Annotated in this window: 20 protein-coding genes; 13 read left to right on the forward strand and 7 right to left on the reverse strand. The window is 38.4% G+C overall.

Annotated features, from left to right (window positions below; translation table 11 throughout):
* Nucleotides 1-43: 43 nt before the first annotated feature.
* Together H5117_RS07720 and H5117_RS07725 are read right to left on the reverse strand one after the other, a co-directional pair.
* Nucleotides 44-925: a site-specific integrase gene (locus H5117_RS07720; protein ID WP_182736965.1), complete on the reverse strand. Its 882-nt coding sequence runs from the start codon at nucleotides 923-925 to the stop codon at nucleotides 44-46.
* A complete protein-coding gene (locus H5117_RS07725) occupies nucleotides 918-1,139 on the reverse strand; it encodes a hypothetical protein (protein WP_182736967.1) in 222 nt (73 codons plus the stop codon). The genes H5117_RS07720 and H5117_RS07725 overlap by 8 nt, the downstream gene beginning before the upstream one ends.
* A gap of 499 nt (nucleotides 1,140-1,638) precedes the next feature.
* On the opposite strand from H5117_RS07725, the gene H5117_RS07730 reads away from it, so the two are divergent.
* Nucleotides 1,639-2,466: a hypothetical protein gene (locus H5117_RS07730; RefSeq protein ID WP_109874062.1), complete on the forward strand. Its 828-nt coding sequence runs from the start codon at nucleotides 1,639-1,641 to the stop codon at nucleotides 2,464-2,466.
* 28 nt (nucleotides 2,467-2,494) lie between these two features.
* On the opposite strand, the gene H5117_RS07735 is transcribed toward H5117_RS07730, so the two are convergent.
* Nucleotides 2,495-2,758: a helix-turn-helix domain-containing protein gene (locus tag H5117_RS07735; RefSeq protein WP_054202624.1), complete on the reverse strand. Its 264-nt coding sequence runs from the start codon at nucleotides 2,756-2,758 to the stop codon at nucleotides 2,495-2,497.
* 115 nt (nucleotides 2,759-2,873) lie between these two features.
* On the opposite strand from H5117_RS07735, the gene H5117_RS07740 reads away from it, so the two are divergent.
* The 6 genes from H5117_RS07740 to H5117_RS07765 all read left to right on the forward strand — a co-directional run bounded on the left by H5117_RS07740 (nucleotide 2,874) and on the right by H5117_RS07765 (nucleotide 6,356).
* Nucleotides 2,874-3,083: a hypothetical protein gene (locus H5117_RS07740; RefSeq protein WP_182736969.1), complete on the forward strand. Its 210-nt coding sequence runs from the start codon at nucleotides 2,874-2,876 to the stop codon at nucleotides 3,081-3,083.
* Nucleotides 3,084-3,142: 59 nt separating this feature from the next.
* Complete coding sequence (locus H5117_RS07745; protein ID WP_182736972.1) at nucleotides 3,143-3,520, forward strand: hypothetical protein; 378 nt, start codon at nucleotides 3,143-3,145, stop codon at nucleotides 3,518-3,520.
* Nucleotides 3,521-4,037: 517 nt separating this feature from the next.
* Complete coding sequence (locus tag H5117_RS07750) at nucleotides 4,038-4,238, forward strand: AlpA family transcriptional regulator (protein ID WP_033032042.1); 201 nt, start codon at nucleotides 4,038-4,040, stop codon at nucleotides 4,236-4,238.
* 8 nt (nucleotides 4,239-4,246) lie between these two features.
* A complete protein-coding gene (locus H5117_RS07755; RefSeq protein ID WP_182736975.1) occupies nucleotides 4,247-5,056 on the forward strand; it encodes a replication initiator protein A in 810 nt (269 codons plus the stop codon).
* A gap of 507 nt (nucleotides 5,057-5,563) precedes the next feature.
* Nucleotides 5,564-5,875, forward strand: a complete 312-nt coding sequence (locus tag H5117_RS07760) for a DUF1778 domain-containing protein (RefSeq protein ID WP_182736977.1) — start codon at nucleotides 5,564-5,566, stop codon at nucleotides 5,873-5,875.
* On the forward strand, nucleotides 5,844-6,356 hold the full coding sequence (locus tag H5117_RS07765) for a GNAT family N-acetyltransferase (RefSeq protein ID WP_182736980.1): 513 nt from the start codon (nucleotides 5,844-5,846) through the stop codon (nucleotides 6,354-6,356). Before H5117_RS07760 ends, H5117_RS07765 begins: the two co-directional genes overlap by 32 nt.
* A gap of 138 nt (nucleotides 6,357-6,494) precedes the next feature.
* On the opposite strand, the gene H5117_RS07770 is transcribed toward H5117_RS07765, so the two are convergent.
* Together H5117_RS07770 and H5117_RS07775 are read right to left on the reverse strand one after the other, a co-directional pair.
* Nucleotides 6,495-7,811, reverse strand: coding sequence for a tyrosine-type recombinase/integrase (locus tag H5117_RS07770; protein WP_182736982.1), 1,317 nt, complete (start codon nucleotides 7,809-7,811; stop codon nucleotides 6,495-6,497).
* 520 nt (nucleotides 7,812-8,331) lie between these two features.
* Nucleotides 8,332-8,661, reverse strand: a complete 330-nt coding sequence (locus tag H5117_RS07775; protein WP_002957818.1) for a 5-carboxymethyl-2-hydroxymuconate Delta-isomerase — start codon at nucleotides 8,659-8,661, stop codon at nucleotides 8,332-8,334.
* A 207-nt stretch (nucleotides 8,662-8,868) separates the two neighbouring features.
* On the opposite strand from H5117_RS07775, the gene H5117_RS07780 reads away from it, so the two are divergent.
* The 6 genes from H5117_RS07780 (at nucleotide 8,869) to H5117_RS07805 (ending at nucleotide 13,922) form a co-directional block, all read left to right on the forward strand.
* A complete protein-coding gene (locus tag H5117_RS07780) occupies nucleotides 8,869-9,354 on the forward strand; it encodes a CreA family protein (RefSeq protein WP_002957817.1) in 486 nt (161 codons plus the stop codon).
* A 47-nt stretch (nucleotides 9,355-9,401) separates the two neighbouring features.
* Nucleotides 9,402-10,175: a hypothetical protein gene (locus H5117_RS07785; protein ID WP_002957816.1), complete on the forward strand. Its 774-nt coding sequence runs from the start codon at nucleotides 9,402-9,404 to the stop codon at nucleotides 10,173-10,175.
* 11 nt (nucleotides 10,176-10,186) lie between these two features.
* Nucleotides 10,187-10,825, forward strand: a complete 639-nt coding sequence (locus H5117_RS07790; protein WP_182671445.1) for a LysE family transporter — start codon at nucleotides 10,187-10,189, stop codon at nucleotides 10,823-10,825.
* A gap of 27 nt (nucleotides 10,826-10,852) precedes the next feature.
* On the forward strand, nucleotides 10,853-11,347 hold the full coding sequence (locus H5117_RS07795) for a gamma-glutamylcyclotransferase family protein (RefSeq protein ID WP_182736984.1): 495 nt from the start codon (nucleotides 10,853-10,855) through the stop codon (nucleotides 11,345-11,347).
* Nucleotides 11,348-11,362: 15 nt separating this feature from the next.
* Nucleotides 11,363-12,904: a serine hydrolase gene (locus tag H5117_RS07800; RefSeq protein ID WP_182736986.1), complete on the forward strand. Its 1,542-nt coding sequence runs from the start codon at nucleotides 11,363-11,365 to the stop codon at nucleotides 12,902-12,904.
* Between the two features lie 100 nt (nucleotides 12,905-13,004).
* Entirely contained in the window at nucleotides 13,005-13,922 is a 918-nt protein-coding gene (locus H5117_RS07805; RefSeq protein ID WP_076925013.1) for a histone deacetylase family protein, read from the forward strand.
* Between the two features lie 13 nt (nucleotides 13,923-13,935).
* Here the strand turns inward: H5117_RS07805 and H5117_RS07810 are convergent, their stop codons facing one another.
* A complete protein-coding gene (locus H5117_RS07810) occupies nucleotides 13,936-14,229 on the reverse strand; it encodes a hypothetical protein (RefSeq protein ID WP_002957811.1) in 294 nt (97 codons plus the stop codon).
* Nucleotides 14,230-14,235: 6 nt separating this feature from the next.
* Nucleotides 14,236-15,045, reverse strand: coding sequence for a DUF2797 domain-containing protein (locus H5117_RS07815; protein WP_024597548.1), 810 nt, complete (start codon nucleotides 15,043-15,045; stop codon nucleotides 14,236-14,238).
* Nucleotides 15,046-15,059 lie beyond the last annotated feature (14 nt).

Raw genomic sequence — 15,059 nt, forward strand, 5'->3', positions numbered from 1 at the left:
TTAACTAGCCGCTTTAATAATTAAATCCTTTTCGTCCTGCTCCTTACTTTAAATAAACCTCTGTAATCTCAGCTCTGAAGTGACCCAGCTCTTGCGAAACTGTTTCAAGAGCTATTTGCCTACTAAGCCCCAAACCTTTAAGCTCAACCATTCTCTCTTGTGCGTAGCTATGCCTGAGGCCATGACCGCCATTAGAAAAAAATAGTGTACGACTAGATGCTTTTGAGAATGAGCATGACCATTTATGACCACCGCCAATATCATAACGTTGCAAGTAGTTAATTTCCCTGTCACGAATGGTAATAGGCTGTGCTAAGCGCCTTTGTTCTAGTTGTGTAGCCAGTGCGTTAGGTATTAGTACATCACGGATTAGGCCGCCTTTGCCTTTCACTGTATAAATACAACCTTCTCGACCAAGCCATTTACTGTTTAACGCAGGGCGGTTATCAGATTTACGCTCTGATACTCTGGCAATCGTTAAAAGCTCATGGGCTCTTAAGCCTGCTGCGTAGGCTATTTTTGTAGATAAATTATATTTTCTAGTTTGATGTTCACTGATTGCATGAGCTTGGGCTGAAGTATAGGCGCGAGACTTTTCGATTATCTCCTTTTCAGATTTTATTACAGTCAGTGTTTCTTTAGGGCCAAGTTTACCATTGAGTTTAAACATAGCTTGAATTGCTTGCCGTTCCATATCCAGCGTTTTTTGGCCTGCAAACTCACTGCGGTAATCAATATATTTATAAGCATCTTGAATACTCATGCCTTGCACACCATTAATGCCAATATCCTTTGACCACCGAGCTATTTTTATAAGTGCTGCTTTATAGCTTCGAGCGGTACCTAGAGATTTAATAATTTTGTGCTTGTATAAGTTTTTAGCCAGTTTTTCCGCTTGCGTTTCTGGTTTTGCGAACTTAGGCATTCTTTTGTACCCAACGTTTTACAGTTGTCCAATGTACTCTCATTCCTTTACGCAAGAGCCATCTTTGAAGATTGGCTATACTCGTATCTTCTTCATAAAGAGCCAGAAGTCGTTGTTTATGTTTATCTAGTTTAGATGGCTTAAATCGTTTTTTAGTGATCAATTTTTTTTCATTTTTTAGGCGCAATGCTTCTGCTTTAGCATTAAAGGTCATAGTTATTCTCCGTTGTGGTTGTAAGAAAAACTGGCTGATTAAGCTCAGCGGCTAACGCCTATTCGCCCCTGTTTTACGCATGCGTAAGGCTCGGACTGATCGCGCCTAAAAATCAAAAAACTTGGTTTTATGATGAAGCTGAAAGCTTCTGAAGTGGGGGTTACAGGGAATGTAACAACGTGTTGAAGGCAGCAGAAAAGCGCCTGTTTTTTTCTTGCCCGAAGGGCTTGATTAATATTTAGGTTAGCAGCTTTAATTTAAATTTCAATCTGCAAATAAAAATCTGCGTGTAAGATGCTCAAGAGCCCATCCCCCGCTATGTGCAAGCCTATTTTAGGCTTCTACATAGCGGGGGATGGGCGAAGCCCAGAAAAGAGGAGGCAATTGCTCATGATGCCTCATTTTGAAATGGTTTAATTAATTAACTTAAAAGTGATTTATTACTTCATTCACACTTTTAAGCATGATAATTATTAGTTTCAATTACAAGGAATATTGAATGACTGAAGAGACTAAAAGAAAAAGCGAAACAATAGAGAGAATTGCGACCAAACTGTCAATCTTAGCTATTTTAGGCGGTGCAATTGCTGCTATTAATCATTATGCAGGTTATAGCTTTTTGAAGGGAGTTATAGAGGTTATAGGATTAGGCAATTCAAATGTTGAATTAAGTAATCAAGAAACTACACATATGACTATGTTTGCTATCCGTACTATGCACGAGAACTGGATGGACGAGGTAGCGAAGTTTTTCAAAATGGGTTGGGAAAGTATTTCTGTACTTTGTCTTATTGTTGCTCTCTATTGGTATTTATTTTTTGAGCACAAACTATCAAAAAAGAATAAAAATAAGCCAAGTAGGGTGTTCAATTGGCTTAAAAAAATTCCTGGTGGCTTAAAAAAATTGTTCGCATATCCTTTTTTCGCATTTATAGGGTTGATCATTTATATGATATCTATATCCACCTTGCTGTGGGTTGTTTGGGGTATTTTATCAATATTCTTTTCGGCTGGTCAGTCTTATGGCGCTAAGTTAATAGGGGATGGTGTTTGTAGGCCTTTTAAAGAAGTAAAAAAAGAAGAATATAGTAAGGTCTCGGGGTGTACAGTTTATATTGATGCTTATGGTAATTACTTACAAGGTAGAATCGTTTACACGGGTAAGAAAGAGTTTATTTTTGTCACTAATACAGAAAGTATTATTTTTGATGAAAAGGGAAAACATTTGGCTTGTTCACCAAGATATGATTTAGATAAAGATGATGATAAACAGCTTAAGCATCATTGTACTGCGCCATTAGCTACTCTAGCTAAGTCCGATAAATAATTAATCTCAATGATTATCGTCTTCTGTCCTAAGAACTAGACTCTAAAATAATCAATGCTAATCCATCCTCAATACAATACAAGTAAGCAGTGGGCACTTCTAAAATATCAGCAAGTGCTTTCACTGTTTTAAAGTCTGGAGAATGTACACCTTTTTCATATTGATTCATTCTTGCTGATGCTGCAAATTCATCCATGCCAGCTAAAATCCCTAGCTGTTTTTGTGATAAGCCTTTGGCTTTTCTTGCCTCTTTTAATCGCTTTGGAAATGGTGATTCGTCATTAGTTTTCATTATTTATTATTCTTAACTTGAAAACTAAGAGTTTCTTAGCTTTAATTGGATCTGGATACTAAGGAATCCTTAGCTTTTGCTTTCGTGGGTAATTTGAATTTGGAGAGGAATGAATATGCTTGAAACATTTGTGTGTGTATTAGTCGGGGCTATCTACTTGCTGGTAAGTATATTTACAAGCGATGAGCAGTCGTCGAACGAAAAAGAGCAACTAGACCAATTGAATGATGGTATGGGCAATATTATCGCTGATGGTGAATTTATGTCGCGTGAAGAAGCTGAAGATGCACAATCACGTGGAGAGCTTTACGACACCTATTACTAATCACTTAAAGAATAGGGCAGTGTTCAAAATTAGGCATGCCTAATTTTAAGGAGCAATGTATGTTACTTTTAGATCTATACAAAAATGTTGAACTAAGGCCATTTATACCTGTAGTAGCTGAGTTTCAAAGCCGCTTAGCTGGTATCGAAGCTGAATGTGAACCATTAGGGCTATCATTTGAGAAAGAAGTGCAGACAGAGCAGGAAATATTTTTTGCTTTGATTTCTCAAAAAGCGCTGGCTTTCGATGTAACAAATGAAATAGGTGAGGTTTGGGATATTAGGTTAGAGCCTTTCAGTCATTTCAAATCTCGAAGCAAAAAAATTACTTTCCCCTTCATGGGCTGTAATGAGCAGAAGCAACAAAATATTAGTGAGTGGATTATTGCTTTGTGTAATTGGGAAGGATCTTTTCTATACTCAAGTACAAAGCATTAGCAGAGATTGCAGTTATGACAATATACGAATAGTTTTAAATGTGGATTTTAATGGTGTTAGCGATTCGCGCTATTCGACGCTACGACAAGCTGAAAAATGATCTTTTTGCAGCAATTAAAGAAGGCAGGATTTAAACATGGCTCCTGTACTCGCTGGTTGCGCTTTGATTCTAAGTCTTGTGCTCTTCTTTGCTGTTTTGTTTTATCTTAAATGTAAGTGATATTACGTAGACCTCTCCAAAAGCCTACTTAAAAAGATTATCAAGAAAATTTTTTTGTAGGTATTTACACTAGCCAATCCCCACTTTAAAAAATAATATAGATAAAAATCATAAAGTTACTCTTTTTCGTTTACTAGATTATTTCACTTTGTCCCTAAAACATCAAAAACCCCCTGAAAGTTACCCCTGTTTTTCAAGGACAAGCTTCTTACCACTTAATTACCATTGTCGCTCAACTAATTAATGATGTGTTGAGCTAATAATTGAGCTCAACGCTTACGCTTTGAGGTCAATATAATGGAAAAGGTATTTTATCGTTCAGAAGAAGTAGCCGACTTACTTTTTATCAGTAAACAAGCTCTTTTTAATCAAATCTCTAAGAACAAACAAGGCTGTGGAAATTACCCATTACCGCCACATATTAAAATTGGCGCTCGATTACTCTTCCCTGTCGAAGATTTTCACAACTGGTTAGCTTCTCAACCAAGAAACAAGTAACGCTAGCTATGGCGCATTTTGAATGCAAAATGACTCATGTCAATTTGAAATCAGATATGTTTTCAATGGTGTGGCCTGTGTTTGCATTAGACGGCAAGTCTAAAGGTGTTTTGGATTTTTCATATAAAGGCGTATCGATAAAAATCGTTCCAAGCGTCCTGGGTCGAGCAACCATCAAAGATAAAGAAATACTCATTTATTGCTTAAGCCATATCATGGCTGCAAAAAATGCTAAGTTAGAGCTTAGTAACACGGTTCGCTTCAACACCTATGATCTCCTAAAGGCTACAGGGAGAGGAACATCAGGAAAAGAGTATAAACTTGTTGAAAAGGCTTTATATCGACTCGCAGGAACTTTAATCACTACTGATTATAAGTTTAATGGCCGAAGATTTTTGGAAAGTATGGGCCTCATCGAAGGCTTTAAGTTAATCGAAGGTAGTGGTTTAAGTTGTTGGCAAGTAACACTGCCCGATTGGCTCATTGAGACGGTTGATGACAATGATGTATTAACATTACATGAAGATTACTTTCAATTATCCAAACCATTTGATCGCAGACTTTATGAAGTCTGCCGGAAGCGCTGTGGTAGACCTTCTAAGCAAGTTATCAAGTTAGATAATTTACGAGAAAGAATTGGTATTAGATCGTCATTGTCAGATTTAAAAAAGCGGCTTAGAAAAATAGAAAAAATACTTGATTACCTATTGAAGGTTGAAGGCGACAGCTTATTTATTTTTCGTGATATTGAAAGTGGAAGGATGGAACTCGCAAAACTTAACTCCGAACTTTTTATGAAAAGGATAAACACAGGTTAGTGTCGTACTTTTGATCTTGAATAGTATCGTACTTTTGATGAAAGCTGTCGTACCTTTAACTTTTTTGATTCGTACTTTTGATTTTTTATGTCCCTTGCGGCCCCTGTGTTAGCTGTATACTCAATGTTCTAAACAGGAAGAAGTGCTAAACGTATTTATAAATATAGAAATAAACGCATTTTATAGTTCTGAGATTATAACCCCTAAATTTATACAGCTTAATTCTGATAAGTCAGATGCATTATAATATTCGATTTTTAAAGTTGGTTATTTAAAATGAAAATTTAAGCTTGGTGCCAAAATGGCACCGCTATTGACAGCAAGGTAGAATCATCTTATAATGTAAGAATACAAGTAAAGTTTTAATTGCTTGTTATTGGCCCAATCGAACTTAGTTGCAGCTGTCCTATTTTATAAACAAAGGAAGCTCGATAAGATTTTTGGAACTAGGCCTTTATAAGGCCACTCTCTAAGAATTTAATTCTGGAGGGGAATAGAGGATCAAATATGAAAACTCAAAATATGGCGACCGAGCGTATTACTGCTCGAGTTACAATAGAAAATAGAGAGTTGCTGGAAAGAGCAGCATTATTATCTGGTGCAACAAGTCTTAATAGTTTTTTGACTAATGTAGCTATTTCAGAGGCTCAGCGAGTTGTGAATTATACGAATGTATTACAGCTGAGTGAAGCAAATGCAAGCGCATTATTTGAAGCGTTAGACAAACCTGCGAATGTTAATGATAAGCTCTTACAAGCAGCCATGAAATATAAGGCTCGTAAGAATAATGAAAATAGAGAAAATTACCACCGAACATGATAAAAAGTCATTTGACTGCGGTGTTCTACCGCTAAATAATTACCTGAAAACAATCTCAGGCCAACACGAAAAAAAACATCTTGCAAGAACATTTGTTCTTTCAGATGGAAAAGTACCTTCAAAAATCATCGGCTTTTATACCTTAGCTATGATGAGTATTGACCAATCATCTTTACCTCCGGAAATGGTCAAGAAGCTTCCAAAAGGCAATTTAAATTGCTCTCTTTTAGGTAGGCTCGCAATAGACATTCAGTATCAAGGGCAAGGGCATGGTGAGTTCCTGTTGATAGACGCTATCCGCAATTCATATATTGCCTCTCTTTCAGTCCCTACCCCCATGCTAGTTGTAGATGCTAAAGATGATAAAGCAAAAGAGTTTTATGAGAAATATGGATTCATTGCTTTTCCTGACGAGCCTTATAGGTTGTTTCTTACGATGAAAGATAGTGAGTTGCTTTTGAACCGTGCTGACTTAATTTAGTTGAAAATTATTAGATTTAGTTTACGTACTCGTATCGATAGTTGCTAAATTAAGCAGGTATCTAGAAAGCAGTTTAATATCTATTTGCAGCTTTTATGAAGCTGCAAATTATAATTCAAGCAAAGCAGTTCGCAGGCATTATCTCAATAACGTACTTACTAATTCTATTTTTTGCTCCTTGCTTAAACTCTCTAGCTGCAGCTTAATATCTGTTAATCCCAAGTTGTAACAGGGACTGATAAGCCCCGCATATTTGGCTATCGTTTCTGTTACTTTTTCTGCTGGCTCTTTAAGCTCCTCAGCGGTTAAGATTAAATAGCCTGCAGTTACATCACTTTTGTCTGTAATGTGGTTTAGGAGACGTTTCAGGAGGTATCCTGACACTCCGCTACTCTCAGCCATCGATGTAAATGTGCGGCGCAAATCATGCGAAGTAATTTTTACTCCTGCAATTTGGCATACATGCTTTAACGTTTTTTTAGGATCAGTCAGGTAGCCTTTTTTGCTATTTGTACCAAATACATAGTCAGATACCTTGTATTCTTTTCGTCGATTAAATATCTCAGCTAATCGATCTGTAATTGGAAACTCGACGTCCAAGCCATTTTTTGTATCTTCTAGAATGAATATTCTATCTTCAAGGTGTACTTGTGACCATGGGAGTTGCAGTAGCTCAGACCTTCTCAGGCCTGAAAAGGTTAAAAACTCCAGATAATCACAAAAACCAACGCGAGTATTTTGACGATATTTAGCTGCTTCATTTCTAACTTCATATAATGCATCTACAAAAGGTTTTAGTTGTGAACGACGCAGCCGTGTTGTTTTACGCTTTACATTATTCCAGCTTCGTTTTTCAGAAAGTGCATCTACAGGGTTTTCTGGAAATAATGAGCGACCTTCAGAAGATTTGTATTCAGCTTTAGCAAAGTTAAATAAAGCACGCATTAGGCGCATGGTATAATTTGCCTGAGCAGGACTTCTTGAGGTTATTTCTCGTTGGCGCTTTAAAATCATTGTTTGATTAATATCGGCTAGACGTTTGTTATGCCAATCAGATAGGTAGCAATCTATTTTTTGTTGATACCCTCTTTCAGTTATAGGCTTAAGAACTCTAGATTCGATGTATGAATCAAAGGCTTCTTTCAAGGTAATTGAAGCTGCTCTAAATTGGCGCTTAAGGTCGTTCGGGTTTATACCCTCAGCAATATCTGCCATTACTTTACGAGCCATTCGCCTTGCATCATCAAGTGTAATTGATGGAAAGTACCCAAGGGTGACATTAATAGGGGTGTCTCTTCCTGGTATTTTTTTATAAACTCTAAATGACTTCTTACCTGCTACGCTCACATCTAAAATGAGTCCTGACAATAGATTGTCATAATAGCGAGTGCGTTTACCGTTTGATTCTATCTTTTCAAGCGACAATTCTGTGAAGCGAAATTTTGTGTCTGACATATGGTGCTACCTCTGTGCTACTTTGAACGTAAAATTTAACGTTCTGAAATACATAATGATTTATGCATCAGAGGTAGGGGTTATTCAATAACCCTATGATATAGCTATGAAAATTAGTAAATAGTTATATTAAAAAGTAACTCGTAGTAAGTCCTTGTTTTGCAACTCATAATCGTTAGGTCCCCAGTTCGAGTCTGGGAGGGGCCACCACTTTTACAAATTTCCCAAGTAAATATCTATCCAAATTATTTAAAGCTACATTAATTTAATATTGTGTAATTTTTATTCTTTAGTTACCCCTAAGAATAAACGTAATCTAAATAAAGTTAATCCATAGATTAAGCTAAGCTTTCTTAAATTTGGAATAGTGCGAATGCACTATTAAATTCCAGCGTTAGATCAGATGCTTTGCTTTATAAGTGACAGTGATCAGCATTTAATGTCAGAAGACAAAAAAGCCCCTATTGGGGCTTTTTACTTACTAGTGTTTACTTTTATTGCTCAAAGCTACAAGAGTTAACTAATTTTTACGGTATATCTCATGCTCAATATCGTAAATATTTACGCTTAGACTGTCTGATGCTCTGCAATATGTTTTTAAACATGAAAGTAGCAGTTCGCTTAACATTTGTTTTTGCTCAATTGAGCGTCCTGCCAAAATATGTACCGCGATATGTATAAACCCTGATTTTCCTGCGCCAAGTTGATATTGCTGATAAGCAATAGCACGTGTTTTTATGGTTTCTAATTCAAACAAGTTACTTTCGAAAGCGGTTGTATGAATTTTTTCTACCAGTACTTGAGGTAAAACGGGGAGGTCTTCTGAGTGTTCAATAATAATGTGCGGCATTTAGGCGTTTCCTATTATGAGTTACTGCATGAGCGAGAGGTAATTGTATCAAATACAAGAGGGGTCACTAAACCCTGAGCTATCTAAAATCTTTACTTTAAACTAATTTAGTCGTATTTATTTTTGATGTTAGTATAAAAACAAACAGGTGAACCTTCGCTTAGTAACTTATCTACTAAGTTACCTATATATTGATTAAGGATAAGTATGAAATTACCACAAAAATTTAAACGTTTAGCTTTACTTGCAGGTGCAATTGTTACGTTAAGTGCTTGCTCTGACGATGTTGCTTCGGTAAGCCTTGGGTTATTTACAACTAAAGATGTTGTGGTGAATTCGCAGCAAGATCCTATTGTTGAGGGCGTTACTTGTCATATTAGTCATATAGAGGCTAATTTGGACTTTTCTGATCCCTCTGATATGTCTATAGCGTGTCGTCAAACGGGGCCAATTACAGCGCAGCAGCTACAAAAAATAGACCGTAGCAAATCGGGCGAAGTGATCTTTAAATCATCTAAAAGTATATTATTTAAATCACTAAAAGTACGTCGTATTTACGATGCTGAAAATCGTACTTTATTGTACTTATCGTACTCAACTAAAGAGTCTAGTGGAAGCCACCACCATGCGCTATCAACAGTGCCGCTATACAATACTCAAGCGTGGGACTGGGCGCTTACACAAAAAGACTAAGTTAGCACCTACGTAAGCACCTAAACTAAAACCTAAAAGAGCACACTATGTTAGCTTTATTTAAATCAAAGCCATTATTAGAGCAGCAAGAACAGCAATGGCTTATTGATACATTTATTTGGGCTGTAGAAAACTTTGATGCTGAGTTTTTTACAAAGCACACTCAAATAATACTGCCAACGGCCACTTTTTTCCCTGATTCGGTATCGAGCATTGAAGAAATGGCGAGTAATGTTTTTAACCGCGTTACTAATTACGCGGGTATGAACGCATGGCCTATCCAACTAGTTGCACCGCAGCAATTACAACCGCAAGTTTTTCCACACTTTGAATTTAGCAATGAAATACGTGGCGAAGGCAGCCATCTAATTGTGCCTCCAAGCCATACGATTAATATTTCTTTTAATCCTAACCAGATTAATCAGCCACAAGATTTAGTGGCTAGTTATGCAGGTACTCTGGCCACCATACTTATTCATCACGTTGGGGTGCTACCGCCAGGTGGTAGGGAGTATTTACCACAAGCTGCTGATGCACTTGCTTGTTTTTTAGGGTTTGGTGTGATGATGAGTAATACGGTGTATCAGTTTAAAGGCGGGTGTGGCTCTTGCTATAACCCATACGCTAACCGTGAAGCTAAGTTAAGTGAAACGCATACGGTATTTATGCATGCCCTAATTAGTTACTTTAAAAACGATAAAGTGTCTAAAAAGCATTTAAAGCCGCATTTACGTGGCCAGTTTAAAAAAGCACAAAAAGAAATTAAAGCATTGGTAAATAACTCGGCCAACCCGCTGTTATTAGCTTATTCGCCAAACTAGCAAGGATCTGCGTGGAATACTTAGATGAATTTTTACTGATTGTTATTGCTCATTTTTTTGCAGTAGCAAGCCCAGGGCCTGACTTTGCCGTAGTACTCAAGCAAAGTGTGCAACAAGGAAGGCGCAATGCATTGTGGACAAGCGCAGGTGTTGGCGCTGCTATTTTACTGCACGTTGCCTATTGTGTTTTAGGTGTTGCGCTTATTTTAACGCAATCGCCTAGTTTATTTATGGCGCTCAAGTACCTTGCTGGTGCATATTTAGCTTACTTAGGCGTACAAGCTCTTAGAGCTGCAAAACCGCCTGAAAGTAATGAAGGCGAGGCTGTAAAAGATGTTGAAAACAAAACCGTTCAAGAGGAACCCGTTTGGGTGGCTTTTAGGCGCGGCTTTTTCACCAATGCATTAAACCCAAAAGCCACGTTATTTTTTATGTCGTTATTTACACTCGTGATTAGCCCAACAACACCTACTAGCGTACAGGTCGGCTACGGCGTGTACATGGCATTGGCTACTTGGGCGTGGTTTTCAATGCTTTCAATGATGCTTTCTCGCGATAATGTAAGGGGCTTTTTCCAACAACGCGGTTATTGGTTTGACCGTGGAATTGGCATTATTTTAATTGCACTTGCAGTACGTGTTGTTATTTAACTTATTCAAAAAGCGCAGGAGATAAAAATGCCGCTATATAATTTTTCGTTTGGTTCTAATATGTCATCTAACCGTTTGTTAGCGCGCTTGCCCAATGTAAAGCGTGTAGGAACTGCGATACTTAAAGGCTACGAGCTTACTTTTGATATGCTATTTAAAGATGGCTCAGGTAAATGCAGTATTTGTCCAAGCGATAAAGAAGATGCATTGGTTTACGGCGTTATTTATGAGCTCAATGAAGAAGAAAAAGCTATTTTAGATGGTATTGAGGGCGTAGGTTACGATTGTGTAGATATAGCCCCAACGCTTTTAACGGGTGAGACTGTAGCCGCACATTGTTATATAGCTAATACCCATGACAGCGATGTACTGCCATATGATTGGTACATAAAACACGTTCATCGCGGTTCACTTGAAGCGGGCGTACCAAAAGAATACAGTGATGCCATATTAAATCGCGCACAAAAAAGCGACACCAATCAAGAGCGCGCAGCAATTGAATTTGCAGTTCATCAAAAATAATAAAATAGGATTGATATGAAATTAACCAAACTTGCCGCAATTGCACTATTAGCAGGCACTACGTTTAGCAGCTGGGCACAAGTTGATACCAACAAAGTTGACGATGTAATTAAAGCGTCAATGGCACGTTTTGACGTACCCGGGATGGCAGTTGCCATTGTTGAAAACGATAAAGTAATATTTGCTAAAGGCTTTGGTGTAACTAATCTCGATACCAACAAAAAAGTAAACAAAGACACTTTATTTGGTATTGCTTCAAACACAAAAGCATTCACTACTGCGGCACTGGCAAAGTTGGTTGATGAAGGTAAATTAAGCTGGGATGACCGCGTAATTGATCATTTACCCGAGTTTAGATTGTACGATTCGTACGTAACACGCGAAATGCGTATTCGTGACTTATTAAGTCATCGCAGTGGGCTTGGGCTTGGGCAAGGAGATTTAATGATTTGGCCAAGTACCGATAAATCAGTTGATGAAATTTTAGCGGGATTACAGTATTTAAAACCAGCGAGCAGCTTTCGTAGTAAGTACGCTTATAACAACTTGATGTTTGTTACCGCTGGTGAAGTGGTTGCACGTGTGTCGGGTATGAGCTGGAACGATTACATCGAAAAAAATATATTACAGCCGCTGCACATGGATAACTCACGCGCGGGCTTTTCACGTATTCCTAAAAGTAATAAAAACTGGGCGACAGGTCATATCCCTATGGATGGCACGCTTCATCCATTTTTTGTGAACTACCTTGAGGACTTTAGAGGCGCAGGCGCCATTGCTTCAAGTGTAAGCGATATGAGTCAATGGCTACGTACGCAATTAGCAGGCGGTAAAATGCCAAGTGGCGAGCAGCTATTTAGTGAAAAGCAACAAGCGCAAATGTGGCACCCACATATTACGTCTATGACGTCTAAAAGTGCGTTTGAATCGTATCATCAGCAGTTTAGGGGTTATGGGTTAGGCTGGAGTATTGAAGACTACCACGGCTTTAAAAAGCTAGGTCACGGCGGTGGTATTTTGGGAATGGTATCGCAAGTTACTTTATTGCCTGAGAAAAACCTCGGTATTGTTATTTTATCTAATCAACAAGCTTTTGGTGCACTTTCGGCAGTAACCCATGAAGTGCTTGAAGATGCACTTGAACTTGAAGATAAAGACTGGGTAGAAGATTTAGCTAAAAGTCATTTTGAAGGCAAGCAACAAGCGTATGCTAATGCAAAACCAGAAGCCCCCGCTGACTACCAACCACAATTACCAAACATTAATTACACCGGTACATTACACGATGATTGGTATGGCGATGTAATTATTGAGCAGTTAGATGGTAAATTACGCATTGATTTTACCCACACTAAACGCTTGAAAGGCACTCTTGAGCATTACACTGGTAATACATTTATTGTTAAGTGGGATGAAAAATTACTAGAAGCAGATGCGTTTATTCGTTTTGAAATGAGCTCACAAAATCGTGTAAACAGTGCCAAAATGCGTGCGGTATCAACACAAGTAACCGACTTTAGCTTTGACTTTAGAAACCTACATTTAAAAGCAAAATAGCTAATATTGATATTTAAAGTATTGATATAAACCAAAGTCGCAAAGCCACCCATCGGTGGCTTTGCTATATTAAGCTTTTACACCTTGTAAGGGACTTTTTATGCGTACCGCTGTTATTTCTCATCCTCATTGCCGTAAGCATAAAATGATAGACGACCACCCCGAGTGCCCAGAACGTCTAGATGCCATAACAGACCGATTACTTGCCAGCGGCGTAGATGTTGGCTTAACACACCTACAAGCACCCAAGGCCGAGCGTGAGCATTATTTACTTGCTCACGATGAAGCTTTACTTAAACACGTAGAAAATACGCTACCAACAGAAGGGCTCGCTAATTTAGATGGCGATACGTGGCTGTGCCCCGATTCGTTTAAAGCGATTGAGCGGGCAGTAGGTGCAGGATTGTTAGCGGTTGATGAAATACTTGCCGATAAACTCGATGCTGCTTTTTGCTCAGTGCGCCCGCCAGGGCATCACGCTAATAAAAACTCATCATCTGGGTTTTGTGTGTTTAATAACTTAGCTATTGCTGTTAAGTACGCACAAAGCAAAGGGGTTAAGCGCATTGCTATTGCGGATTTTGATGTACACCACGGTAATGGCACGCAAGATATTTTTATTGATGACGAAAATGTACTGCTTTGTTCGTTATTTCAGTATCCGTTTTATCCAAATACAGCGGTTAAAAATAATAGTCATATAGTTAATTCACCTCTGCCAATTGCCAGTAATGGCGACGATTTAAAAGAGGTGTTTGCTCAGCAATGGCTACCAAAATTAAAAGCGTTTAAACCTGAATTACTTTTTATAAGCGCAGGGTTCGATGCTCACCTAGAAGATGATATGGCAAGCTTAAAGTTTGTAGAGGATGACTATATTTGGCTTACCGAGCAACTATGTGGTGTTGCTAAAGAGGGCGGTTGTAAAGGGGTTATTTCGTATTTAGAAGGTGGCTATGCGCTATCAGCTTTAGGTCGCAGTGCTGTAGCGCATATAAAAGTGCTTACTGAGGTTTAAATAAAGAGAGTGTTTATAGCCCTAGTAAATCAAACGCCTGCGCAGTACTTAGGGTTTTGATTTTACCAAGGCAGCATTGCCCTTCATTTAATAAGTAAGCTGTAACAAGCTGTGCTAGTTGCTCGCCATTCAATTTAGGGCAAACAGTGCCTTGTAAATTAAGGTAGTCACCTTGCTTGTTAAGTACTCGCACATCGCTTAGCTCACTTTGCGTAACGCTGTGCAAGCACTCTTGTTGCTCTTGTTGGTTATGGGCTATCTCAAGCTCATTATAAATAACCAATAATTGTGGGTAGCTGTTTAACATGGCCCGTTAGCCTACGGTTACTTCATAAGACGTAAATTTACGTATATTAATAACGCCTTTTTCAAAGATTAAGTACTGACCTTTAATACCTTGTAAAACACCACTTACAACAGGGTCTTTATCAAAGTTAAATGAGCTGATTTTTGTTGGGTATTCGGTTACTGGAAAGTTTAAATCAACCACATCTTCATCAAGTTGCTCTATTGCTGTTGCGCCAAATAATTCACTGAGCTCGTTTAGCTTTTCACTAATTTGTGGGATCAGCTCGGCTGCCGCTGCTTTTAAGTCAATTGCGTCGTTTTGACCTTTTAGCATATTGCGCCAATTAGTTTTGTCGGCAATAAATTCAGCCAATGCAACTTCTACTAAACCAGATTGCAGGCGAGTTTGCACTTTAAAAATAGGTAATGCCTGAGTGGCGCCTTGATCAACCCAGCGAGTCGGTATTTGTGTGTGGCGGGTAATACCTACCTTTAAACCTGAGGTGTTAGCGAGATACACATAGTGTGGGATCATGCAGTTTTCTTCGCCCCACTGCGGCTCTCGGCAAGTGCCTTGATCGTAGTGGCAGGTTTCTGGTTTCATTATGCACATATCGCAACTAGCAAGCTTGCGCATACATACAAAACAGTGACCTTGAGAATAGCTTTTTTTGGTTTTTTTACCGCAGTTAGAACATAAAATAGTGCCACTAAAGGTAAGCGTAAGCTCCTTACCTATAAATGCATTTAAGTCTACTAAGTGTTCACCTACAGGTAAGTGATATTGTACTGGTTCGGTTAAGCTCGATTTTAGTTTACGCAGTGTGCCTTGCATCTTTACTTGGCCCC

The organism is Pseudoalteromonas sp. SG45-1, assembly GCF_014164135.1.
In the GTDB taxonomy this organism is placed as follows: domain Bacteria; phylum Pseudomonadota; class Gammaproteobacteria; order Enterobacterales; family Alteromonadaceae; genus Pseudoalteromonas; species Pseudoalteromonas distincta.